General features: G+C 40.3%; 20 protein-coding genes. 6 read left to right on the forward strand and 14 right to left on the reverse strand.

The window, feature by feature from the left end:
• Window positions 1-105 precede the first annotated feature (105 nt).
• The 3 genes from HWQ36_RS21485 to HWQ36_RS21495 form a co-directional block, all read right to left on the reverse strand.
• Complete coding sequence (locus tag HWQ36_RS21485) at window positions 106-4584, reverse strand: translation initiation factor IF-2 N-terminal domain-containing protein (RefSeq protein WP_292706276.1); 4479 nt, start codon at window positions 4582-4584, stop codon at window positions 106-108.
• A 207-nt stretch (window positions 4585-4791) separates the two neighbouring features.
• Window positions 4792-5709 carry a histone deacetylase gene (locus HWQ36_RS21490; protein WP_292706278.1) on the reverse strand — a complete coding sequence of 306 codons (918 nt, stop codon included), beginning with the start codon at window positions 5707-5709 and terminating at the stop codon, window positions 4792-4794.
• A 200-nt stretch (window positions 5710-5909) separates the two neighbouring features.
• Window positions 5910-6689 (reverse strand): MBL fold metallo-hydrolase, encoded by a 780-nt coding sequence (locus HWQ36_RS21495; RefSeq protein ID WP_292706279.1) that lies wholly within the window; start codon window positions 6687-6689, stop codon window positions 5910-5912.
• A 222-nt stretch (window positions 6690-6911) separates the two neighbouring features.
• Here HWQ36_RS21495 and HWQ36_RS21500 point away from each other — a divergent pair, with 222 nt between their 5' ends.
• From HWQ36_RS21500 to HWQ36_RS21510, 3 genes are all read left to right on the forward strand, one after another.
• Complete coding sequence (locus HWQ36_RS21500; RefSeq protein WP_292706280.1) at window positions 6912-7355, forward strand: VOC family protein; 444 nt, start codon at window positions 6912-6914, stop codon at window positions 7353-7355.
• 93 nt (window positions 7356-7448) lie between these two features.
• Window positions 7449-8342, forward strand: a complete 894-nt coding sequence (locus HWQ36_RS21505) for an alpha/beta fold hydrolase (protein WP_292706281.1) — start codon at window positions 7449-7451, stop codon at window positions 8340-8342.
• 283 nt (window positions 8343-8625) lie between these two features.
• Window positions 8626-9678, forward strand: coding sequence for a serine/threonine-protein kinase (locus HWQ36_RS21510; RefSeq protein ID WP_292706282.1), 1053 nt, complete (start codon window positions 8626-8628; stop codon window positions 9676-9678).
• Window positions 9679-10345: 667 nt separating this feature from the next.
• Here the strand turns inward: HWQ36_RS21510 and HWQ36_RS21515 are convergent.
• Complete coding sequence (locus tag HWQ36_RS21515) at window positions 10346-11071, reverse strand: Uma2 family endonuclease (protein WP_292706283.1); 726 nt, start codon at window positions 11069-11071, stop codon at window positions 10346-10348.
• Between the two features lie 436 nt (window positions 11072-11507).
• Here HWQ36_RS21515 and uvrA point away from each other — a divergent pair, with 436 nt between their 5' ends.
• On the forward strand, window positions 11508-14396 hold the full coding sequence (gene uvrA, locus HWQ36_RS21520; protein ID WP_292706285.1) for an excinuclease ABC subunit UvrA: 2889 nt from the start codon (window positions 11508-11510) through the stop codon (window positions 14394-14396).
• Window positions 14397-14470: 74 nt separating this feature from the next.
• Here uvrA and HWQ36_RS21525 read toward each other — a convergent pair whose 3' ends face one another.
• From HWQ36_RS21525 to HWQ36_RS21545, 5 genes are all read right to left on the reverse strand, one after another.
• Entirely contained in the window at window positions 14471-16042 is a 1572-nt protein-coding gene (locus HWQ36_RS21525; protein WP_292706287.1) for a DUF262 domain-containing protein, read from the reverse strand.
• Window positions 16043-16226: 184 nt separating this feature from the next.
• Entirely contained in the window at window positions 16227-16631 is a 405-nt protein-coding gene (locus tag HWQ36_RS21530; protein WP_292706289.1) for a transcriptional regulator, read from the reverse strand.
• The gene (locus HWQ36_RS21535) at window positions 16615-16914 is read right to left on the reverse strand and encodes a type II toxin-antitoxin system HigB family toxin (protein ID WP_229556972.1); all 300 of its coding nucleotides are present in this window, start codon (window positions 16912-16914) and stop codon (window positions 16615-16617) included. The genes HWQ36_RS21530 and HWQ36_RS21535 overlap by 17 nt, the downstream gene beginning before the upstream one ends.
• Window positions 16915-16978: 64 nt before the next feature.
• Window positions 16979-17407, reverse strand: a complete 429-nt coding sequence (locus tag HWQ36_RS21540) for a DUF2358 domain-containing protein (protein WP_292706292.1) — start codon at window positions 17405-17407, stop codon at window positions 16979-16981.
• Window positions 17408-17419: 12 nt separating this feature from the next.
• Entirely contained in the window at window positions 17420-18565 is a 1146-nt protein-coding gene (locus HWQ36_RS21545; protein ID WP_292706294.1) for a family 10 glycosylhydrolase, read from the reverse strand.
• Window positions 18566-18943: 378 nt separating this feature from the next.
• Between HWQ36_RS21545 and HWQ36_RS21550 the strand changes: the two genes are divergently transcribed.
• Both HWQ36_RS21550 and HWQ36_RS21555 read left to right on the forward strand, forming a co-directional pair.
• Window positions 18944-19813, forward strand: a complete 870-nt coding sequence (locus tag HWQ36_RS21550) for an alpha/beta hydrolase (protein WP_292706296.1) — start codon at window positions 18944-18946, stop codon at window positions 19811-19813.
• Between the two features lie 298 nt (window positions 19814-20111).
• The gene (locus HWQ36_RS21555; RefSeq protein WP_292706298.1) at window positions 20112-20567 is read left to right on the forward strand and encodes a pentapeptide repeat-containing protein; all 456 of its coding nucleotides are present in this window, start codon (window positions 20112-20114) and stop codon (window positions 20565-20567) included.
• A gap of 189 nt (window positions 20568-20756) precedes the next feature.
• Here HWQ36_RS21555 and HWQ36_RS21560 read toward each other — a convergent pair whose 3' ends face one another.
• The 5 genes from HWQ36_RS21560 to HWQ36_RS21580 form a co-directional block, all read right to left on the reverse strand.
• The gene (locus HWQ36_RS21560; protein ID WP_292706300.1) at window positions 20757-21473 is read right to left on the reverse strand and encodes a molybdopterin-dependent oxidoreductase; all 717 of its coding nucleotides are present in this window, start codon (window positions 21471-21473) and stop codon (window positions 20757-20759) included.
• A 267-nt stretch (window positions 21474-21740) separates the two neighbouring features.
• Window positions 21741-22568, reverse strand: coding sequence for an ABC transporter ATP-binding protein (locus HWQ36_RS21565; RefSeq protein WP_292706302.1), 828 nt, complete (start codon window positions 22566-22568; stop codon window positions 21741-21743).
• Window positions 22543-23355 carry a cobalt ECF transporter T component CbiQ gene (cbiQ, locus tag HWQ36_RS21570; RefSeq protein WP_292706304.1) on the reverse strand — a complete coding sequence of 271 codons (813 nt, stop codon included), beginning with the start codon at window positions 23353-23355 and terminating at the stop codon, window positions 22543-22545. Before cbiQ ends, HWQ36_RS21565 begins: the two co-directional genes overlap by 26 nt.
• Window positions 23352-23654: an energy-coupling factor ABC transporter substrate-binding protein gene (locus HWQ36_RS21575; RefSeq protein WP_292706306.1), complete on the reverse strand. Its 303-nt coding sequence runs from the start codon at window positions 23652-23654 to the stop codon at window positions 23352-23354. The genes cbiQ and HWQ36_RS21575 overlap by 4 nt, the downstream gene beginning before the upstream one ends.
• Window positions 23641-24417, reverse strand: a complete 777-nt coding sequence (locus HWQ36_RS21580) for an energy-coupling factor ABC transporter permease (RefSeq protein ID WP_292706308.1) — start codon at window positions 24415-24417, stop codon at window positions 23641-23643. The genes HWQ36_RS21575 and HWQ36_RS21580 overlap by 14 nt, the downstream gene beginning before the upstream one ends.

Raw genomic sequence — 24417 nt, forward strand, 5'->3', positions numbered from 1 at the left:
TGCTTTTTTACTACACATCCCATAATCTCTTTTCCAGAAATGTCTGGTATTTTAATAATTCTTAGTTGAACCTTTTTCCCTGCCCCCTGCCTCTTATCAATAGGTTTAACTGAAGAGGCGAGAAACATCAACGAAACCTTCATGTATACTGACGATATTTGACACTTCAGAATACATACTTCCGACTTTACCTGCTTGATGGGTAAATAAATTATGACAACCTACAATTATCAGCAATTCTTGGGCGCGAGAGAATGCAACATTTACCCGTTCTGGCTTCTTAGCAAATCCTACATCTCCTTTGCTATTGTTACGAACCATACTTACAATTACAACAGGTCTTTCCATACCTTGAAATCTATCTACAGTACCAGTACGAATTTCTAGCGATGGGAAAAGTTCAGATTGTAGGCGTTCATCAATTTTTCTTAACTGAGCGCCATAAAACGTAATTACGGCAATTTCTTTTTTTGGTTCACCATTAGCAACTTTAGCAGCCCAAGTAGTCTCAAACTGTTGACACAGACATTCAATCGCATCAATTTCTGGTGTATTAAAGTAAGAAGTGCCATTTCTTTGCTCTAAAAACTGATTCTCGATAGGCGTTTTTACCCAAATAAGATGCTGGGATTCTTGGATGATTTCGCTTGCTAAATGATGGGCGCGTTTTGTGTCCGGCTCTAAAATCCCAGATTCTAGTTTACCGTCATAAAACTGATTGATTGCTCCCATAATAAATGGGTGCATTCGATATTGTGTAGTTAGCATTTGTTTGATGCTTTCATCAGCAGATTCAAACTGACTTTTAAATAGTGATTCTTCTAAGAATTTTAGTTCGTCTCGTGTATTGCCAATTGTTTGAGCAACCTCTTCTAAAGTGCTAGTATCAAGCATGGGTGGTAATTGCCGATGATCGCCTACCATGACTAACTTTTTACCTTTCAAAGCCGGGATTAGTAATTCTGGTGGAGTACACTTGCTAACCTCATCAATGATGACAACATCAAAAGATTTGAATTCTTCCGAAAAACCTCTACTTGCAGCTTGAACACAGGTGATACCAACGACGTTAGCATTATCTAAATAGATGCGTCTTAAGTCGTCGCGGTCGCGCTCATTTGGCTGTCTTAATTTTCCAATCCAATCTTGTACGAAAGTCTGATATTTGTTGAGATAATTTTCTTCTTTTTCGAGTTCCTTTCGCCAATATTCAAACTGAATATTGATACCGCGCAATAACTCTATATTAAATAAGTCAGTAGCAAAATTTTCTGGCTTAAACTTATCCGGTATTCTTTGCCATTCTGTCAACCACCAGTTTCTTTCTTCTATTAAATTATCTGATGGCTGTGGTTGTAATTTATCTTCTATTTCGCGGAAGCTAATTTGTAATTTCTGAAGCTGCTGGAGAGAAGTTTCAGTTTCTTCTTGTAACTTTGATAAATGCTCATGTAGAGAATTTTTAATCATCTCTAACACTGCAAAAGGTTCTAAGGATGAAATTAAGGTTTCAAGTTGACTAATGGAAGTTACCCAATAATTAACTTGATTAGAGAATTCTTGTGGATGCTCCCAAATATTTGATTGTGTTGCCAGATATTTTTCAGTTAGAATACGTAATTGAGCAGGAATATTTTGTTGATTAAGTTCTTGCAAGATATTAATAACTTGTCCAAGTTGTAAATTGGCATCCTGCTGCGCTTTTTCTACCTCAGCTTGAGTAATTGATATTTGCTGTTGGGTAACTTCATTTTTCTGAAGTTCATTTAATTGTCGTTGTAAATACTGAAGCTGTTGTTCAGTTTCGGTTTTGACTTTTAAAACGCATTGACGTGCATTTACAAGGATAGTATCTAGCAATTCTTGTGAAATTTTTGTGATAGTAGAATCGATATTATTCCATTCCCATGATGCACCATAAGTCCGTTGCATTCTAATTAAAAAAACCTGGGTATTTTCAACTAGTAATTTTCGCTGTTTGGGGTTGAGTAGCTGATAATTACTAAACTGTTGATAGGTTTCTTGCCATTGGGTGCGATCGCTCTTTGATAGCACCATTGGAATTTGACTAAAATTTTCTTGTAAAAAATAGCTAAAATTATGCTGTTTACCCCGTCTGTCAGTAAAATCCCCGTCTATTTCATAAGCGATCGCTTTTGTCAATAGCTCCCATTCTGGTAGGTTAATTTTGTAAATTTTTGGTACTATTGGTAATTTTAAAGTATTAGCAAACATCAGCAAACCTAGAGGCAAATCCACTAAATTCTCTGTCAATGGCAAACCTGATTGCTGACAATCTTTTAAAGTTTGATATAGATGAGAAGGTGCTGTAGATTTCCACTCTTTAACTGCTGAGATAATATAATCAATTTCCCGTTGGCGGTTTTCCCAAATCTGGATTGTTTGCTGTAGGTTTTGCAGTTTAGCAAGATGTTTTTGATAATCTGGTTGTAACTGATTTAACGAGGTAAAATTCTGTTTGACAACCTCCACTGATGCTGCAACTTCTAAGATGGCTTTACTTACCTCTTGAGCATAAATCAAAGCAGTTTTAAATCCAGAAATTTCTGCTGCTACAGTGTCACGCAACCAAACCGCTAAACCAAAAGCACCAAGCGCCGGACGCACAAAGCCAAGTTCATCAGTATATTTTATCGTTTGACGAACATTTGCTAAAAATTCTTCTACTAAACTATTACCTTCTATGTATGGCTTTAGAAGGGGCAAAAAATCTGTAACTTCTGGAGCTTCCCAATTTATATTTGGTGCAGTATTTCGTATGTTTTCTAGACCAGTAATTAGGGATTTAACCTCGTTCTCTTTTTCTAAGGTTTCGTTATAAGATTTTTCTTGATTTTTAAAGTTTGTCTCTGCTTTTAACTTATTTTTATTAAATTTACTTTGTTGCTGATTAAATTCTTCTTCTGCTTGGAAGTAGGGTATGAATCTTTGTGCTGATGACAGTAACTGACTAAATATTTGAATATTTTCGAGCCGTTGTGTCAGATTATTGTCGCAGTCAGAAGCTGTATTTTCTAGCCATCTGCCAATTACTTGGTCTTCTAAAAATGGCTGTCCTTCTTCTCCAACTTTTTCGGCTCTACCCTTGCGTACAGCCCGAATTACTGGGTTGTGAACTAATCGACTCAGAGCGTTATCTACTGCTAAATTGGCTTGAGAAGCAATTAGAGTTCGTCCACCCCGAAGGGCAATTTGATAGCAAATCTCAGCAATTACGGTAGTTTTACCAGTACCTGGCGGCCCTTGGATGAGAACAAGATCGTTGGCTGCAAGTACTTTTTCTACTGCTGCTTTTTGACCAGGATTAGCAGAAGATAATAACAAATCTTGTGGCTGAAGTTCAACAGTTGTTTTGATTTTTCTAGCTTGAGAAGCATCGAATAAAAAGTTACCCAGGTAGGAATTTTGAGTGTAACCATTATTCAAATCATCTAACGCCTTTTTCTTGCGTTGAATCTGCTGAATATCACCAACTGCCTCGAAACATAAGAATCCGGTAGCTGGTAATTTATAGCGCTCTGTTGCCATGAATTCAGCTAAGTCGCGTTCTAGTCTGAGGCTGATAATACAACGGTTTGTATCAACTTCTTCAACAGTTCCTAATTGACGACCGCTAATCCAATTTTTTCCCACGGGAGCAGTTTCAAAAAGTTTCAAATCTTCGTTTTTTGTACGTCTTGCTCGTTCCCAAAAATTGTCTACGTCGAGGGAATTTTGATAAAAGCCGTCAAGGGTGGCTGAAGCTACATCAATTTCAAAACTAATCCGCCTTTTGAAGTTATAGTTATGACTTACGTAACGCACACAAAATTGACGTGCTTTAGCAATTTTTTCCTCAATTTGCAAAAATGCTTTCCAAGCTTTAAGCTGATCTTCTGTAGGTACATGATCGCCACAAACTGGCGCGGTGGCGATACGTTTCAATGTCGCCGGCGGAATGTCGAGATGATGCTGATGATTAGCCAGTAAACGCAAGCGACAAGGTATAGCGTAGCTGTCGGCGTGTCCCCGTGAGGGTTGTAACAACTGAGCCGACAGTATTTTTAACCCGTCGCGTCCATCTTTTTGTACAGCCGCTCTAAATCCTAATGTTTTTCTGAGCTTGTCAAGTCTTGCGGGTAACAGGAAATCATCGCTGTCTGTCGCTATTGTCAAATCCCAAATTTCCTCTCTTGCCTCTTTGCCTGCACCCTTGCGACGCACGTAAAATAGACAAGGCTTTTTACCGACACATTCATACATTAACTCATTGGCGCGATCGCGCCGCTCCCTAAAATCGGAATATGATTTCAAGGCAGCCTCACCTTCAAGATGGCGGATGAAACTATCAATTGCTGAAGCTATAAATGTATAGCCCCAATCTTCAGAGTTTGTTTTAGTTTTCGAGGATTTTGCTGTTAGTTTATTTATCGCTAAACGAATGCGTTCTACTTCTGATTCTGAAATTGTACTGGTATGGCTTTTAACTACAATTTTGAGTTTTTCACAAATTGCTAATAGCTTCTTGCTATCTAAATTTAATTCTTTTGCTAGTTCGTAGATTCTGAGTTTGCCGTTGTTCATCCAGTACTGCCTTTGCCAACAAAATTTTCAAGGACAATTGAGGGTTTAACTTTAAACGCAGAGGGGCGCAGAGGTAAGCGCAGAGGAGCGCAAAGTTTATTTTAGTCCCATTTGCTACAAATTAAATTTGGTAATACTTTGCGTTTACTTTGCGTTCCTCTGCGTTTAAAAACTCTACGATTTCGGTTACTATTACCCGTTAAATGACTATAGTTTGTACTGATGGTAAACTTCGCTAGCGGCCCGATGCAACAGGGAATGCCGCCATACTAAGGATTTCATGTCATCAGCATAACCACCGCCAATGACGCAGGCGACTGGATAACCGCTACTCATGCAAGTAGTTAAAACTTGCATTTCCCGGCGAAAAATGCCAGCATCGGTTAAGGCTAATTTTCCCAAGCGATCGCCTATATGAGGGTCAACACCAGCATCATAAAATACTAAGTCTGGCTTGACTTTAGACAACAAATCTGCTAAGTAATTCGCCAAGGTTTGTAAATAAGCGTCATCCTCCATTCCCATCGGTAAAGGAACATCCAAATCGCTGTTTTGTTTTGTACCGGGGAAATTGACTTCGCAGTGCATGGAGAAAGTAAAAACGCTGTCGTCATCCTGAAAAATAAAAGCGGTGCCGTCTCCTTGATGGACATCTAAATCGACAATTAGGATTTTTTGGACGAGTCCGAATTTTTGTAAAACGCGACAGGCGATCGCTAAATCGTTGAAAATACAAAAACCAGACCCATAACTAGGAAAGGCATGATGAGTTCCACCAGCCGTATTACAAGCTAAACCTTGACTTAATGCCAGTTTTGCAGTCAGTATTGTACCACCTACCGCTACACAGGTACGATTCGCTAATGCTGGACTCCAAGGCAAACCAATGCGACGCTGTGCTTTGGGGTCTAGAGTTCCTTCGCAATAAGCTTGAACGTAGCTTGGGGTGTGGACTAACTCTATCAACTCTGGCGGTGGACGTTCAGGGGTGTGAAATTGTTCTTGATTCGCTACACCATCAGTTAACAGCAATTCGTAGAGTTGTCGGAACTTAGACATCGGGAAACGATGTCCTTCAGGTAGGGGAGCAACGTAATCTGGGTGGTAAATAATTGGCAAGTCCATAAGGAAAGACAATCTCAAGCAGCTAATCCGACAACAAGGTAAAATTTAGCCATAATCACAGCAAAAATGCTGTTCTTGTTAGAGAAGTATATATGCAAGATAATTCATAAAGCCCTGGAGATTAAAAGTCGCGGCTACACCAGACTTTACCCGCTTGTGTGGGTTGAAAACCTAGATTTATAATCGCCAGGGCTGGGTGCTTAGATTGCTAATGCTCGTTTTTCTAATGGTAGTTCAAAGCGATCGCCTGGTTTCGGCTCAAGTACCCGCGTCGAAAGATTGTTCTTCTCAAGTAATAAACGAAATTCTTCAGCACTTCCTTTAGTCTGAATAAGTTTCATCAGCACTCCCTCAAAGGTCACATCTCCACCAGCCGCCGTAGGTAATATTACTTGAGGTTGTAATGATTTTACTACTTCTACCGCACTATTTTTTCCTTTAATAATCGACCCAAGCAAAGGTAGCGTCATGTCAATAAACGGTGTAATCACAACATCGATAGGTGCAGCCTGCTGAAGTTGTGGAGAATGATACCCGTGAGGCTCGTAGTATACAGTTAGACCACTCTCCAATTCTTTGACGAGATAACTATTTTCTACCAAAGTTGGGCCAATGGGGGAGCCGGGAAAAGCCTTGATTTCTACTTGATTATTTAAAGTGAAAGTTTCACCATGAGCCAATACTGTTACTTGGGTGTAACCTAACTGCTGCACTACCTTGGCAGCATTGGGAGAAGCTACAACCTTGATGCTGTGGTCGAGTAGTTTTAGCGTTGGTGGGTGAGCATGGTCTTCTAAACCCTGAGACAGCAGGATCAAATCAATATTATCTGGTATGGGGCGATTTTGCGATCGCGAACCTTTGAATAACCAATCCAAATTACTGAAAATTAACGAACCAACCAGCCAAGGGTCAATTAGTATTCGTTTTCCGCCGATTTCCAGTAACCAAGAGTTGCTGTCAAACCAAGTTAAAAACATAAATTTTGTGAAGATAACGCCTACCTTCATTATCAATCGTGTCAGCTTTCTTAGTAAGCACTGAGGCCAATGAGGAGGAAATGGGGCAGGGAGCAGGGGAGGCAGGGGAGGAAAGAAAGGTTCAGTAATTCTTCTCTCAAGAACGGCTTCTCTTCTCCCCCTGCTCCCCGCTCCCTGCTCCCCTGCCTATAAAGGTCAAGTCTACACACGGAGTTCTTTATAATGTCTGATTTTGGTTTTACTCATATTGCACTTGCTGTTACTAATGTCGATGCAAGTATCTTATTTTATGCAAAGTATGCTCAGATGACAGTCGTACATCGTCGGATTGATCAAACGACTCAATCAGATGTTGCTTGGATTAGTGACCTAACTAGACCTTTTGTGATTGTCTTAATTAAACAACCTCAAGTAGAAGGCGCACTTTTAGCACAATCTCATCTTGGAGTAGCTTATCAGAATCGTGAGGAAGTTACTCGCCTGTGCAATGAGGCACGCTCAGAGGGAATACTGCTAGCTGGGCCAAATGACTGGGGCCCTCCAGTTGGTTACTGGGCTTATCTTCAAGACCCAGATGGTCATACGCTAGAGATTTCTTATGGTCAGGAAATTAATTTTACTGTTGAGCAAGCTAGAGACGCAATTAATCCCATCTCTACAACTTAAGAATCAGGGCTTGTCGTTAGACATCCCTTAGCGAATATTCTCCTTTGCAAACACTTTCAGTTACCCTGAAGAAACACTTTATTAATCTTCATAATGACTGTAAGTACACAGCAGCTTGCAACTCAAGACGCTTTTGAAAAATTCATTTGGACTTGGCAGGGCTACAAAATCCAGTACACTATCATGGGTACTGGACGACCTCTGGTACTGGTTCATGGCTTCGGTGCTTCCATTGGACACTGGCGTAAAAATATCCCAGTTTTAGCTGATGCTGGCTACCGGGTATTTGCCATAGACCTTTTAGGCTTTGGTGGTTCCGATAAAGCGGTTATTGATTACAGTGTAGAAGTTTGGGTGGAACTGCTGAAAGATTTCTGCACAGCACATATACACGAGCCTGCTGTATTTATTGGCAACTCCATCGGCGCACTTTTGAGCTTGATTGTACTGGTAGAACATCCAGAAATTGCTGCTGGCGGTATTTTGATTAACTCTGCGGGTGGGTTGAGTCATCGTCCCCACGAATTGAACCCGCCGCTACGAATGGTGATGGCAGCTTTTAATCGGTTTGTGCGATCGCCAATTACAGGTAAATTTGTCTATAACCGCATCCGCCAAAAAGCCCAAATTCGCCGTACCCTCTACCAAGTTTACCGCGATCGCCAAGCCGTCACCGATGAATTAGTCGATTTACTTTATACTCCCTCTTGTGATCCAGGAGCGCAACAAGTCTTCGCATCCATTCTCACAGCCCCTCCTGGCCCCAGTCCAGAGGAACTTTTGCCCAAAGTCGAACGTCCCTTATTAGTAATTTGGGGTGCTGACGATCCCTGGACACCAATTACCGGGGCCAAGATTTACGAAGAGGCGCGTGAGAATGGCAAAGACATCAAAATTATTCCCATTCCCAATGCCGGTCATTGTCCCCACGATGAGGTTCCAGATGTTGTCAATGCCCAGATTATCGATTGGCTAACGCAAAGTTAACAATTTCGCCTTTCTGCCGATGTGCCTTGGCGCAGGTAGGGTAAAACTGGGGCTAACAATCTGGGTGACTCGATTTTAGATTTTAGATTGATGGTTAGCATAGCACTTGCTCCACTTGAGGAGCCACATCGGTGGACGTTATTTGCTCATTCCAGTGCTGAATCAAGAATTTTAAATTTTGAATCTTTCAATTCCATTATCCAAAATTTAAAATCTAAAATTCGGTAAGTGGATCTTAATTTTTAAATTGCATCTTGACAGAATTAAACTCGTATGGTGTGTAATGGAGCTTCATGTGCGTAATGGACATAAAGAGGTAATTCCCTCAAATCACCATCCAGATTTTTCTCAACAAGGCTATCAAGTTATCAGCGAACTAGGACGTAACCGAGAAGGGGGACGAATTACTTACTTAGCTAATGTCCTCAACTCTAAGCAACAGGTGGTGATTAAAGAGTTTTGTTTTGCTCGTGCGGATGCTGATTTGTCAGGTGTGAAAGCTTATGAGCGCGAAATCGAAATTTTGCAGCAACTCAATCATTCTCGCATCCCTCGCTATATAGATTCTTTTGAAATACCAGGGGCTTTTTATCTGGTGCAGGAACATAAAAATGCCCCATCTTTAGGCTTAACAAATAGCTTTCATCCAAAAGAAATTAAGCAAATTGCTCTGTCAATTTTAGAGCTTTTGGTTTATCTACAAAAGCAAGTTCCGCCAATTATTCATCGGGATATAAAACCAGAAAATATTTTGGTTGATGAGCAACTAAATGCTTATTTAGTTGATTTTGGATTAGCTAAAATACAGGGTGAGAAAATAGCTCTGAGCAGCTTTGTAGCCGGAACCCCAGGTTTTATGCCACCAGAAGAACAGTTTGGTCATTCCCTGACGGAAGCATCAGATTTATATAGTTTGGGAGTAACACTAATTTGCTTACTTACTAATACCCGTTCTGTTGAGATTGGCAAATTAATTGATGATAACTACCGCTTCAATTTCCATAAATTAGTTCCTCAAATCAGTCCGCATTTTCGGTCGTGGTTAATGAAAATGGTGGAACGTAACCGAAAACGTCGCTATGCTAATGCGGCTATTGCTTTAAAAGCACTTGGGTCAATTGAGGTTGTTGGTACTGCCACTGGGATAGATAATTTAATCAGTAAAATCAAACCTAGAAAACGAGCTACAGTGCTGGGACTATCCACTGTTATTACACTGGGCGCGATGGGGACAACTTTGATGAGTTGTCAGCCTGGTAGTGCGGTTAGGCAATTGCTGGAAGCTAGAGAATGTCAACGTTTTGATTTAAGTTGCCAAGAAAAAACCGGTGATTAAGATTAATTAGGTGGGAGCATCCCGTTTTGGCGGATGGGCGGGCTATACAAAAGTCTTGGCTGCAAAAAAAGTTTGGGGTAACGACTGTTAGCTCTTGGGCAAAGCTAATTATGCTCTCCTGCCATGATGAAAAATCAGGATTTGAATATTTCTTTAAACTTTTTGATGAGTTTTTCCAGAGAGATATAACTTTAGACACGAATAAAACTGAGGAGATGGCGCAGCACGGTTCTAAGTAATTGTACTTCAACTACCTCGCTGAGTTTAAATATAGAGGCGGGGCGACGCCGAATAGCCCGTCGTAGACATCGCTCGGTCAAAAAAAAATGCGATCGCAGTTATAAACTTGGCGTTCCGAGTTCTGAACACGAACGGTCGAGTAAAAAGGTCGAAGTTCCGAGTTCTAAACACGAACAGTCGAGTAAAAAGGTCGAAGTTCCGAGTTCTGAACACGAACGGTCGAGTAAAAAGGTCGAAGTTCCGAGTTCTGAACACGAACGGTCGAGTAAAAAGGTCGAAGTTCCGAGTTCTGAACACGAACGGTCGAGTAAAAAGGTCGAAGTTCCGAGTTCTTGACATCATGGGTGGCTGCATCGGCTAGCATAATCAGAATATCTCAAGTACAAATTCAATTTCTAATGACCCGATTAAAAAAATGCACACGGTGTTACTCCTGAGCAAGGTTTCGCACTTCTTCCACTGACAATGCCAAAGCTTGGGCAATCTGTTCTATGCTCAAATTCATTTGCAATAATCGGGGTACAGCATCTCTTCTGGCTTGTTCCGCAAGTTCAGCCCGTTGTCGTTCTTGCTCGGCGTTGCGAGATATTTCTGTATAAGTTAAAAACCGTTCTCCATCAGGGCGATAAAGCTGTAAACCTTCTGATGATGAAACAAAGCGAATTTTTAACCGAGGACTCACCCAATCTTCCATTTGGGGGATGACATCTAAACCGTCTTCATCACGCAACCAACCGAACAAAGTATTCTGATCGAGATCGTAAATGTAGTACTCTTCCACGCCATAGCGGTCATAGAAAAGTAATTTCTTGTCCATTTCAGTTTGTCTGTTGCTGGGAGAAAGAATTTCAAACACAACTTGTGGTGCAATTCCCTCCTCCTTCCATTGTTGGTAGCAGAAGCGATCGCCTTTTGGTCTACCTAATACCACCATCACATCTGGGGCGTTAACAATTTTGTTGCGTCCCTCTACCGGATACCAAAATAAATCCCCGGCGACAAAAACATTTGGATTGTCGGCAAAGAGCCACTCGATATTCTGCTTAATTTCTACAATCCAGCCAAACTGTATAGTATTATTTGCCACTGGTTGCCCGTCACTATCTGGGTAGATGACCTCTGGCTGGGTCGGCGGTTGGATTTGCAATACCATAGCTTCGCCCTCAGAAGGATATTTAACTAATTCGTAATTCGTAATTCGTAATTCGTAATTACGTTCGCGGACTCCCTAAGGTGATTATTGGGGAAACACTCGCGCGTATTTGTCTTTCTTGGTGGTTTTTGACTGTTGGGGTCTAAACCGCCAGCTAGTACAGCACGGCGGAAATAAGCTACCCATTTGAAATGCCTGAAACCCTTGCGAACAAGTAATTACGAATTACGAATTACGCCTTGCGGTACTAGTTCAATTACGAATTATCAATTATTTTAATCGGGATGCTTCTAACATTAGCAGACTCTTAAGGATGTCTGCGGCATGAATCTGGAAGAAGAACTAATTAAAACAGTACGATTGTTCTACTATAAACCAATTAAAGATAGTATTATTAAGGACTGTTTCATCAGAAACTCCTTCTTCGCCGCCCAATATGTCAGACCAACAGCTAGCAGCATCCTTGAATGGACACCTCCCCAACCCCAGCCACAACAGCCAGAATACCATTCGGATTCGGGGTGCTAGGCAGCATAATCTGAAGAATATTGACTTGGAATTGCCACGCGATCGCCTAATCGTCTTCACTGGCGTTTCTGGCTCTGGTAAGTCTTCCCTAGCCTTTGATACCATTTTCGCTGAAGGGCAACGTCGCTATGTGGAATCCCTCAGCGCCTACGCACGGCAATTTCTCGGACAACTGGATAAGCCGGATGTGGAAGCCATTGAAGGTTTAAGTCCAGCGATTTCCATTGACCAAAAGTCAACGTCTCATAACCCCCGTTCCACTGTGGGGACGGTGACAGAGATTTACGACTATTTGCGGCTGTTATTTGGTCGCGCTGGTGAACCTCATTGTCCGATATGCGATCGCTGTATTGCCCCCCAGACAATCGATGAGATGTGCGATCGCATCATGGAATTACCAGATCGCACCCGCTTTCAAATCCTTGCACCCGTTGTCCGGGGTAAAAAGGGCACACATCGTAAGCTTTTGTCAAGTCTGGCATCCCAAGGTTTTGTCCGCGTGCGGATTAATGGCGAGATCCGCGAACTGTCAGATTCCATTGAATTGGATAAAAATTTTACCCACACCATCGAAGTGGTAATTGACCGCTTGGTGAAAAAGCCTGATATTCAGGAGCGTTTGGTTGATTCTCTGTCTACGTGTCTTAAACAATCGGGTGGGATTGCAGCTATTCTTGTGAGTCTGCTTGATGACGACGGACAAGAAAAAGAAGAAGAATTAGTATTTTCAGAAAATTTTGCCTGTCCAGAACATGGCGCGGTAATGGAGGAGTTATCGCCGCGATTGTTCTCGTTTAACTCGCCTTATGGTGCTTGTCCGCACTGTCATGGAATCGGGACTTTAAGAAGATTTGCGCCTGATTTGATCGTACCCGACTGGGAAGCGCCAGTTTATGCTGCGATCGCGCCTTGGTCAGAAAAAGATAATTCTTATTATTTGGAATTACTCTATAGCGTCGGACAGATTTATGGGTTTGAGTTACAGACAAATTGGGGCAAGCTGACAGAAGAACAGCAGCAAATTATTTTGTATGGCGAGAAAGATGAACGAGCCGCAGAAGCACAGAGAAAGCAGAGTTTTAAAGGTGCTATTCCAATTTTGCAACGGCAATATGAGGGTGGTTCAGAATTAGTTAAGCAAAAATTAGAGCAGTATTTAATTGATCAACCGTGTGAAGTTTGTCTGGGAAAACGGTTAAAACCGGAAGCTTTAGCGGTGAAGTTGGGACAATATGGAATTTTAGATTTAACTACCGTATCAATTGGGGATTGTCGGCAGAGAATTGAGCAATTTAAGTTGAGCGATCGCCAGTTACAAATTGCTGATTTAGTCCTGAGAGAAATCAAAGCTAGATTGCAATTTTTATTGGATGTAGGTTTAGATTACCTCACCCTTGATCGTCCCGCCATGACCCTTTCTGGTGGCGAAGCCCAACGAATTCGTCTAGCAACGCAAATTGGTTCAGGTTTAACAGGAGTTCTCTATGTTTTAGATGAACCGAGTATTGGTTTGCATCAACGAGATAATGGCAGATTGCTAAAAACCTTAACTAAATTGCGAGATTTGGGTAATACATTAATTGTCGTTGAACACGATGAAGAAACAATTCGCGCAGCCAATTATATAGTTGACATTGGCCCTGGTGCAGGAATCCACGGCGGAAATATTATCGCCCAAGGTGATTTTCAGGCGTTGTTAGCGGCGGAAGATTCCTTGACGGGTGCATATTTATCAGGAAGACGAGTAATTACCACACCAGCAGAACGCCGCGAAGGAAACGGGCGCAGTTTGGGAATTAAAAATGCCCATCGCAACAATTTACAAAATATAGATGTAGATATTCCATTAGGTAAACTCGTCGCCATCACAGGTGTGTCTGGTTCTGGGAAATCTACGCTGATTAATGAATTACTATATCCATCTCTGCAACACCATTTAACGAAAAAAGTTCCCTTACCCAGGCATTTGGATAAAATTCAGGGATTAAACGCCATTGATAAAGCGATCGTGATCGATCAATCGCCCATTGGACGCACACCACGTTCTAACCCTGCAACTTACACAGGAATTTTCGATGCCATTCGAGATGTATTTTCCCAAACAGTCGAAGCCAAAGCTAGGGGTTACAAACCCGGACAATTTTCCTTCAACGTTAAAGGTGGACGTTGCGAAGCTTGTAGCGGACAGGGTGTGAATGTGATTGAAATGAACTTTCTCCCAGATGTTTACGTGCAATGCGAAATTTGTAAAGGTGCAAGATACAACCGCGAGACTTTGCAGGTGAAGTACAAAGATAAGTCAATCTCTGATGTCCTGAGAATGACAGTTGAGGAGAGTTTGGACTTCTTTCAGAATATCCCCAAAGCGATCGCGCGTTTGCAAACTTTATTTGATGTCGGGTTGGGTTATGTCCAACTAGGACAACCTGCGACTACCTTATCAGGTGGTGAAGCGCAACGGGTAAAATTAGCAACAGAACTATCTCGACGCGCCACAGGGAAGACACTGTATTTAATAGATGAACCGACAACAGGGTTATCTTTTTACGATGTCCACAAATTGTTAGATGTGTTGCAAAGATTGGTAGATAAAGGTAATTCAATATTAGTAATTGAACATAATTTAGATGTAATTCGTTGTTCTGACTGGGTGATAGATTTGGGGCCAGAAGGTGGTGATAAAGGGGGAGAATTGATTGCTGTAGGGACACCAGAGGAAGTTGCAAAAAATCCCAGGTCTTATACTGGGCAATATTTAAAGCAGGTTTTGAAGCAGTATCCGGCGGTTAAATCTTAGTCTTTTCCAAGTAACGTGTATTACATAAAACTAAAGCATCCTATCTCTAAACTTTATGCCTAGTTTGAGAATCTTTAATTTTTGAATGTTGTATTGCAGTATAGGTGAGTTAACTGTGCATTATCTAAATTACCTAAGCCACCATCTTCTTTTCTTGTTTTGTGATCTATAGATATAGAGTGACTGTGAAGATAGCCACCACAGATTTTACATCTTTGAACTTTAGGTAAAGCATCTCTGATAAAAGCTGCTGCTTTGGTTTCTCGTGAAAAAGTTTTACTTTGAGTTTCACTTGTGTTAACTCTAGGTTTCATTTTTAATGAACCAAAATTTTTCTCAGATACTATCTCCTTCATAACATTCTTTTTATCTACACCTTGTGTTAATTTTTCAACTATTGTCAAATAAAAATCTTTAACTTTTTCTCGTGCCTTGACTGCACTACTTTTACTTACAATTTGTGGAACTATATCATCATGTTGCCAAATCACAAATTCAAAATCTTTCCTGCATTTTATAAATTTATCATAAGATTTATTTTTTCCTAAATATAATACCAAGCTAACAACACCATAAAATGAACCTACTCTATATCGACTATCGTGAGTATAGAAATATATCAATGGGTGAAGCCCAAGAGATGAAGGATCATTAGTATTTACTCTCTGGGCTAATTTTTGACAATTCGTTAAGAATTTTACAGTATTTTCCCCTGTTGGATCATCATTCAAATCCAGTTCATTTTCTGCTTCTATATTGTTAACTATATTAACAAATTCTAAGATAAATTCATTCTTCTGTGAAGTTGATAGATTTCCTACCATTGGAACATCTGTAGTTTTTATAGGATTTTTAAGCTTAGGCTCAAAAAGAAGTTGATGTATTTCTTGAGCGAGTTTTTCAATTTTATCTTGTTTATCCTGTGAGAACTCTGACCAATATTTATGGCCATTACCACTTCTCATAATTGCACGAGCAGCAACACCATTAGGTTTATTCCTAGCCTTTAATAAACGCATTTCAGTTGGACTTATAGGCGCTGCTTTTTGATTAATGTTGAAAAATGAATCTGCTGCTTTAGATGCATTACCGCCAACCCACTGAAGTTGGATACCCAAACTGCCCAAATTTCTTGCTCTCTCAAGTGTTTTTTGATCTATTTTATCTAGGTGCTGTGTTGATAATTCATAATCTTGGTAGGAGCCTATCTTATCCTTAATTAATTTTCTAACTTCCTGAGCAGCATTTTTTTGCTCTTCTGTGATGTATCCATCATAAAATTTATTGGAAATATTTTTATCGCCATAATCATCATTTATCCAGGCTATTAAAGCACTTAGCCTATGTGAACCATCAATTACGAAAAAATAACCACTATCACTTCTCCAAAGAATAACGGCTGGTATTAAATCACCATTTAAAAAACTTTCAATAAAATCACATATTTTCTGAGCATCCCACTCATTAGTTTCTCGTTGAAAATCAGGTTTTCGTAAAAATGGATAGAAAAAATCTTTTTGCTCTAAATTACGAATTTGTATCATAGGAATATTATTGAGTATCATTTGAGATTGCTGTCCTTGAACCTCAAATGCTTCTCTAGGTATAAGTGCATCTAGGCTAACTTTTGGGCTATCTTTTGGCATCTTAAATGGCTCTTTAGTTTTTTATACTTGTTATAAGTATATACAATATTTTAGTTAAAAATAATACAAAGGAAATTATAATTTATCAATATAATAGCCAAAAGCTTTCATAGCCATTAAATTGAGCTAAATGAATAATCGCCTATTGTCTCTGAACTAGGTTTCACTTAAAAAAAGCGATCGCTTATTCTAAAATAAACAAGCTTGGCTCAACGTGAAAAAACTTACCCAAAGCCTCAGCTTGTTCTTTCGTGATTTCTAGTTCCCTATTCATGATTTTAGTAACAATCTCGCTCGAACCAAGAATTTCTACCAAATCAGCTTGTTCCAAACCTCTAGCTTCCATCAAATGCAAGAGTCTTGAGCGAGGTGTTGAGGAATTAAGCTGATAGTGCTTATCTTCAAAATCCTCAATCAGTTTTACTAATAATTCCAACAAAGCATCTTCTTCAGGAGTCAGAGTGGAACGAGAAAGCAGTTCTTCAACAGTTTCTAAAAACTTCTCGTTTTCCTCTTCTGTCTTTATAATCCGAGGTTGATGTTGAGACAGTAAGTGGCTGTAAATTTCTGAATTAAAAGTAAGGGTCATTTTTCCAGGAGTCTTTGTCATATTCGGCATGAGTTAAGACATATTTTATATAGATGACCTGCTTTTCATAGTTAATACTAGCAATTAAGCGGTATTTATTACCTTTAATGTTGAAAACTATAAACTTGCTTACTGCTTCGGCTTGAGGATAAATAGTTTGAACTTCTAGCAAATTACCCCAGTCTGCTTTACTAGCGGTTATGTACCAGTCATCAAGTGCTTCACAGCAATCAGCGTGTTTTTGGCAGAATTGTCGTAGCTTTTTCCGACTGATGACATGCATTAATTTCTTATTTCTGCGTTTCTCTGCTTGTTCTGGATAAATTTATAACTCGCCATGTATCTAATTAGCTCTCTCCTCCACTTTGCCAGAACTGCCGTAAAATCTCACCTGGTTTTCTATCCCAAGTGTCAATATGTTCGTATATCAAATTATCTTGGTTGAGCTTATACGTTGAATACCCATTAAAAAGCAAACCTGCTTTCCAAGGAACGCGCAACACTCCCCGCACTGTCCACTTGGCTAATATTGTATCTTCATCTGACTGATAAACCTCATGTACATCAAAGTAAATTTGGGTAAAAAATAGCCGAGCGTGAAATCGCAAAGTCCAAAATACAATCCGATAGTTAAATTTATATTTGAATGTATTTATCGGGTCTTTAAAGTAGATATCCTGTGTATAAATATCATAAGAAATATCTTTTTCAAAAAGTGTCGGTAAATCTTGCTTGAGAGTTTTTATTACCTGTTCCACCGATAATTGAGATTCCACGCGCATTTTTCCTTAAAAAATCTTTTTTAACAACCTTTGCCAAATTGAAGATGTACTCTTGTTAATCACACCACCCGCACTCAAATCTGACAGAGTGGGAAATGATGCAGACTTAGCATAGGGGCCATTTCGTAAAACTTTAGCTAGGGTATTGTTATTTTCGCGCAAACCTTCGTAAAAAAAGAATACCTCTCCTTGAATACCAAGTTGGCGATTGTATTCAATTGCCTGCACCAGATATTCTGGACTAATACAGTAAGAGCCAAGCTTCATCAATATTCCCGGTGCTAACTTGGGCAGTGTGGCATCTGTGAACTGCTGGTTTACTAGCTTATCAGCGATCGCAGAATAACTCCCAAAGTCACGCCGATAAATCTGTGGCTGAATCATATCAACTATTCCCCGCTTCAACCATGCGGGTGAGTCTTGCAGATATTCCTGGAATGCCCAATCATGGATATTAGGTGCGATCGCTACTAATAAATTAGAATTCACCGCTTTCACCTCCCCGTAGAGACGCGCCAAAAAGTCAGTGAGAATATCTGCACGCCACTGTAACCATTGTCTATCCTTGGGGTTCTGTGGTGGATTGCGATCGAATTCCTGGCGATAACGGCTGACAGTTCCCTCATCATAGCCGCCTTCAGAAGGGAATGCAGGGAAGCGATCGTCACCTTGAATACCATCCACATCATAATTCTTCGCAACTTCCAGCACCAAATTCAACAAGAATTCCTGCACTTGAGGGTCGAGGGCATTCAACCACTCAAAACTATTTTTCTTCAGCAAGTTGCCATTAAAATCACGCGCAGCCCATTCCGGTTTTTTCTGTAAAAGCACACCGCCATTCAAATTGTAAGAACTGGCAAAACCGTATTCAAACCAAGGAATGACTTTCAACCCAACTCGCCGCGCCTCAATCACCACTTCTTCTAAAGGGTCACGACCTACACACAGAGGGTCAATTTCAACACCAAAAGTCTGCTGCATTATTTGACTAGGATACAAAGTTACTGCCTTGTTCCAAACAACGGGAAACACCACATTAAATCCCGTCTCAGCAAGAAAATTCATCGCCTCGGCAATGCGTTCCTTTGATCTGAGAACTTTACTATCAGTAGTAGTCAGCCAGATACCGCGCGTTTCTATTGTACTCATTTTATTTGTGTCTCAAATAATCATATTATTGCTCTTGACTTGACTGAAGAAACTGCTAAATAAATTTCCCGAAGGGCATTTTTTATCTAAGTTACTATATTCTAGTAATTTGATGAAACTTTGCTAACTTACTATCAATATCTATCCAAAGGTGAATTGCTATTTTAAAACTATCTTTTAATAGATGTTTTAATCAAAAATATTACACATGATGAATATAGTGGTTCTCAGTTGAGTGCAATACAGACCTAACAAGAACAGCCCCAACCCTTGTAGCGTTGGGCAGTAAGATTCAAAGCCTCTCTCCTCTTAGGAGAGAGGTCAAACTGTATTGTATCCATTCGAGAACCGCTATAGCACTAACAAAAAACACAATATATGTCTGTAATCGAACCGAGTTGGAAACACGAATATATAACTACCAATGGGGTAAAACTACATTACGTTACCCAAGGTGAAGGCCCTTTAATGTTGATGTTGCATGGGTTTCCTGAGTTTTGGTATTCTTGGCGGCATCAAATACCAGAATTTGCCCAAAATTTTAAAGTTGTCGCCATTGACTTGCGTGGCTACAACGATAGTGATAAGCCAACAGAGCAATCAGCTTATGTCATGGATGAATTTATCAAAGATGTTGAAGGAGTAATTAAAGGATTAGGATACCAAAAATGTGTATTAGTTGGGCATGATTGGGGAGGTGCGATCGCTTGGAATTTTGCTTATGCTCACCCTGAAATGGTAGAGCAATTAATTATTCTTAACCTGCCCCATCCTGCCAAATTTGCCGAAGGTTTACGCACTCCCCAACAGTTACAGCGTAGTTACTATATATTCCTCTTTCAAATACCGTGGCTACCAGAATTACTTTTACAATCTTCAGACTACCAAGCAATTGAAACGGTTTTTAAAGGTACAGCATTTAACAAAACTGCTTTCACCAAAGTGGATATTGACGCTTATAAAGATGCTGCTGCAAAACGCGGTGCCCTCACAGCAATGTTGAACTATTACCGCAATATGTTTCAGCAGAGAATGCTAAATCCAAGTTGGGGCATTCTGGAAGTACCTACACTGATGATTTGGGGAGAAAATGACACCGCACTCGGTAAGGAACTAACCTACGACACCGCAGCTTATGTCCAGAACTTTCAAATCAAGTACATTCCTAATTGTGGCCATTGGGTGCAGCAAGAACAGCCTGAGTTGGTCAATCGGTATATGCAAGAATTTCTAATAGACTTAACCTAATTTGCGATCAAATCAATTGATCAAGTATAAATACTTATCAAAATTTCAAATTATGCCAAGTAGTGCAAGCCTTTAAAAAGATTTAACAGAGATTTAACAACGGCAGCTTTTTAGGGTTTATTGGGTAAAAATCGACCAGAAACAGGATATATGGAATTTTTTATCTCGTTATCATAGCAGGTTAATATCATAACCAACTTGTTAACGGATAGCATACATTGACCTCACGAAGTTTAGTGAGATAATAGAGTTGTGAGGGACAGAACGGACGCAACTTGATTATTAAGGGGGAAAATATATGAAACTCCAGCTATTAGCGGCCATGGCCTTAGCAACTCCCCTATTTTTCGCTAGCTCGGTTAGAGCCGAAAATCCGCAGGATTTACAAAAGCTGCTTTCAACTGGGGAATGTATCCAGTGTAATTTGTCGGGAGCTAACCTCAGTGGCGCTCATTTAATTGGTGCTGACTTGAGAGGCTCGAAGCTCCAAGGAGCAAACCTCGTAGGAGCAAACCTCGAAGGTGCTGACTTAACAGGTGCTAACTTGGCAGGTGCTAACCTAACATCAGCTTATGTAAGCAATGTTAATTTGAAGCAAACCAATCTTAACGGAGTAAATTTTACTCGCGCTACGATTCACGATTCTAATGTGTATAAAGCATCAATGAACGATCTAAATCTCACTGATGCCGAAATATTTAACACTGGAATCGGGATTGGTGGAGAAGATGCCGAAATTCCCGATTGGAAATAGGCTGAACTGAGTAGGCAGGTGAAAATAAACACAACATCAGAGAAACTGGTTTTTTGCCAGCATTATCTTTAAAATCTGCCTATACAAAAATAAAAAATGAACCCCCTCTGCCTTGTAATCAATTTACTATGATGCAAGCAGAGGGGGTTTCTTATTGGGATTGAGTCGATTTGTCTTGAGCGTATTGGACTATAACCCTGCAAACCACTCATAGCCCTGATCTTCCCAATAGCCTTTAAGAGGTAACAAACTGCTGACGAATGTAATTTGAGTCACCCACTTACTTTGCTTATAGCCCAGTTTAATTGGGGATGCTAGGCGCATGGGCGCACCATTATCAACTGATAATGGTTGTCCATTCTTTTGATAAGCCATGAGAGTTTGGGGATGTACAGCAGAAGCAAGATCCCAGCTTTCATAGTAGCCATCAGCAGATTTGAAGTAGACATAACGGACGTTTGACTTAGGCTGTACCAGCGCCACCAAATCTCGCAATCGCACACCCCCCCATTGAACGATGGCAGCCCACCCTTCAACACAGACATGGCGAATTACCATTGAAGTCAAGGGAAGTTTTTCAATATCCCCCATACTCAATTGCATCGGGTTACTAACCTCGCCATCAATCTTTAGGCGAAACTGCGCCGGATCAATTTGCGGCGTGAAGTTAAAGGTATTAACCAGCAATTTGTCTGCTTCTATAGCACTAACAGGAAATTCTGGAACTGGTTTCTGACTTAACAGGAGTGCTTCCAGACTTTGGTTTAGTGGCTCAGATATTTGCCGCAGATTATCTGAGAACAAATTTGTCCCACAGCCACTTAAAAGAAAGCCTACCCCTGAAAGTCCAGATAGTTGCAGTAATTGGCGACGGGATAAGGTGCGTTTGGGAAAAATCAGACTCATATTACCTCTACAGGGACATAGACTTAACTAGACGGATGATTCCTACCTTTAGGGCAAGTAAGGAATGAGCAATTGTAAACAGTATGACTGTGGGAACAATGATAAAGTAAACAGTGCGTAGAGTTTGCCATTGTGATGTATAGCAAGCTAGCTATACATACTTCAAAGTTTTTTGTGGTTGCTGAAAGCACTTTTACCTTGTCATAACGATGTTTTCAAGAGCCGAAATAATGTAAATTGTTTGAGATAAGCGTGCATTAGAAAAAATTACAAAATAGTTCTATCTAATATCTTGCTTTGTACTCGTTGTCTCACTGATTCATCTTCAGATGATAACCCATAATATAAAATTTCATATATTAATGGTATTCCCAACTCTAACTCTGATAACAGATCGTGTTGCAAAAACACATCCTGGGGTTGACCTTCTAGTACTAGTCGTCCTTCGTGCATCACAAAAACCCAATCTGCCCAACGATAAACTAGATCCAAATCGTGGGTTGCCATTACTAAAGTAGTTCCATCTCGATGAATTTTTTTCAAAGTTGCTATCAAGTTACGAGTATGTTTAATATCTAAATAGGCAGTTGGCTCATCCAACACCAACAGTTCCGGTTGCAACACCATCACATCAGCTATAGAAACTCGCTTTTTTTGTCCTAAACTCAGATGATGCACGGGTCTTTCTGCTAAAGCAGTCAGTTCAAATTCAACTAATGCTTGCTCTACTCGGTCTTTAATTTCAGGTTCTGGCAAACCCAAATTACACAAACCGTAAGATATATCTTCTTCAACAGTAGAAGCTACTAATTGTTGTTCTGGGTCTTGAAATACTAGTCCAACTTTCTGCCGTAAGTTACCGAGATAATTACGATTATAACTTAACGCTTCACCCCGCCAACTGACAATACCAGAATCAGGTTTATATAGACCGTTGGCTAATAAAAATAAAGTTGTTTTACCACAACCATTCTGACCAATTAATGCACACCTTTTACCAGATGGAATCTTCAGTGTTAGACCATTCAAAGCTGATTGCTGTGTGCCTGGGTAGGTGTAATATACCTGTTCAAATTCGAGTAAATATTCCTGCATTTCGCCAAAACTCTAATCCTATTAATCCTACACAACCGCAAATTGCTTCGATGATATATCGTGCTTGGGGATGATAGCGACGAGGATGCCAAACTCGAAATTCACTCACAAAACCCCGCGATTGCAGTCCGAGAGAAAACTGACTATATTTTTGTAAGGTTCGCTGTAATAGTTGTCCAATTAGTAGTGCTAAACTTTTCATCCCACTACGCCAAGTACGGTAGCCACCACGGGAATTTTGTGCTGTCCACAATTCATTGGCTGTGTTCAGCAGAATGAAAATAAACCGATACATTAGTAATAATAAATCGGTTAAAAGCACTGGAAATCGCAAGTAACGCAGAGTTTGTAATATTTCAGTGAAAGGCACAGTTAGCATGAGAAAATATAGGCAAGAAACAGAGGCTAATGCTCTGGTTAAAATTCCCAATGCTTGGATACTGCCACTATAACTGATATAAATATAGAAGTGTCCGACAGTTAGTCCATACCACGAATCTAATTGCACCCTTGGCAAATTATTAATCGCAACTCCATTCACCATTAGTGCTGGTAAACTTGTTAAACAAAAAGTTATGGTAAATGTTAACAATTTAAAATAAACACCAGCCGGAATTCTTGCATAAATAACTATCCAAATACTCATCCAAAGCACTATCAAAATTTGCACTAACGGATGGGTAACAAGGGAAATAGCAAGAGTAGTAAATGCAAAAATTAGTTTATGTTCTGGTGGCAATCTTCGCAGTCGATTGGTATAAGCTAAAGTATCTAGTTGCAGGCTCATTCTTCACGTTTTTGTCGTTGAGAACGTCCTTTATACAACCCAATTACATAACCGACTACCCCAGCACCCAAAGCTGCTTGCGAAGCAAATAATAAGCTTTCTATTTCACCACTAGCTGGTTCAAAAAATGATTTAAACCAGGGTTTATATCCAGGTTGTATTTCAGTAATTGCTTTTTCAGCTTTGTCATCGGAACCGGCAAATTCGCCACCACGTACAAATATTAACGGTGCAACTGCTAAGGCTAATACAGCTACTACCAATAGCCAGTTACTCAACCCTTTTTTAGATTGACTCATTGCCACTTCCTCGTTTGATTAATTTCAGCAATTCCAATTCTTGAGGATTATAAGATTGCAGCCAGTTCCACACTAATACAGTTAGCAATCCTTCACTAATTGCTAAGGGAACTTGAGTAATGGCAAAAATTCCGGCGAACTTGGTAAAGGAAGCAATAAACCCACCAACAGGTGCAGGAAAAGCTAGGGCAAGTTGGATAGAAGTGATAATGTAAGTGAGTAAATCTGCGATCGCAGCTGCTAGAAATATGGCGATTTTTTGTTTACCACCCAACTGTATTGTCAGATTATATATCCAGTAAGCTGCAAATGGCCCAGCGATCGCCATCGAAAAAGCATTTGCACCCAGCGTTGTCAAGCCACCATGCGCTAGTAACAAAGCTTGAAACAACAATACTAAGCTACCCAAAACCGTCATGGTAAGGGGGCCAAACAGCACCGCACCTAACCCTGTCCCTGTTGGGTGAGAACAGCTACCTGTGACGGAAGGGATTTTCAACGCTGACAACACAAAAGTAAAAGCACCAGCCAAACCCAGCAGTAGTTTCAGTTCTGGGTTAGCTTGAGTAATGCGAGTCAGACTACGCAACCCTAATAGAAAAAATGGTAATGCCACAATCCACCAAAAAATCGCCCACTGCACTGGTAAAAAACCTTCCATAATGTGCATCGCGTAGGCGGGTTTGGGTAAACCAACTACTAGATAAAAACTGATAACTCCCATTAGGGTTAGACTGACTAACGCCTGTTTTTTTCTTTTCAT

Origin of the sequence: Nostoc sp. NMS2 (assembly GCF_017115105.1) — a bacterium.
Taxonomy (GTDB): domain Bacteria; phylum Cyanobacteriota; class Cyanobacteriia; order Cyanobacteriales; family Nostocaceae; genus Nostoc.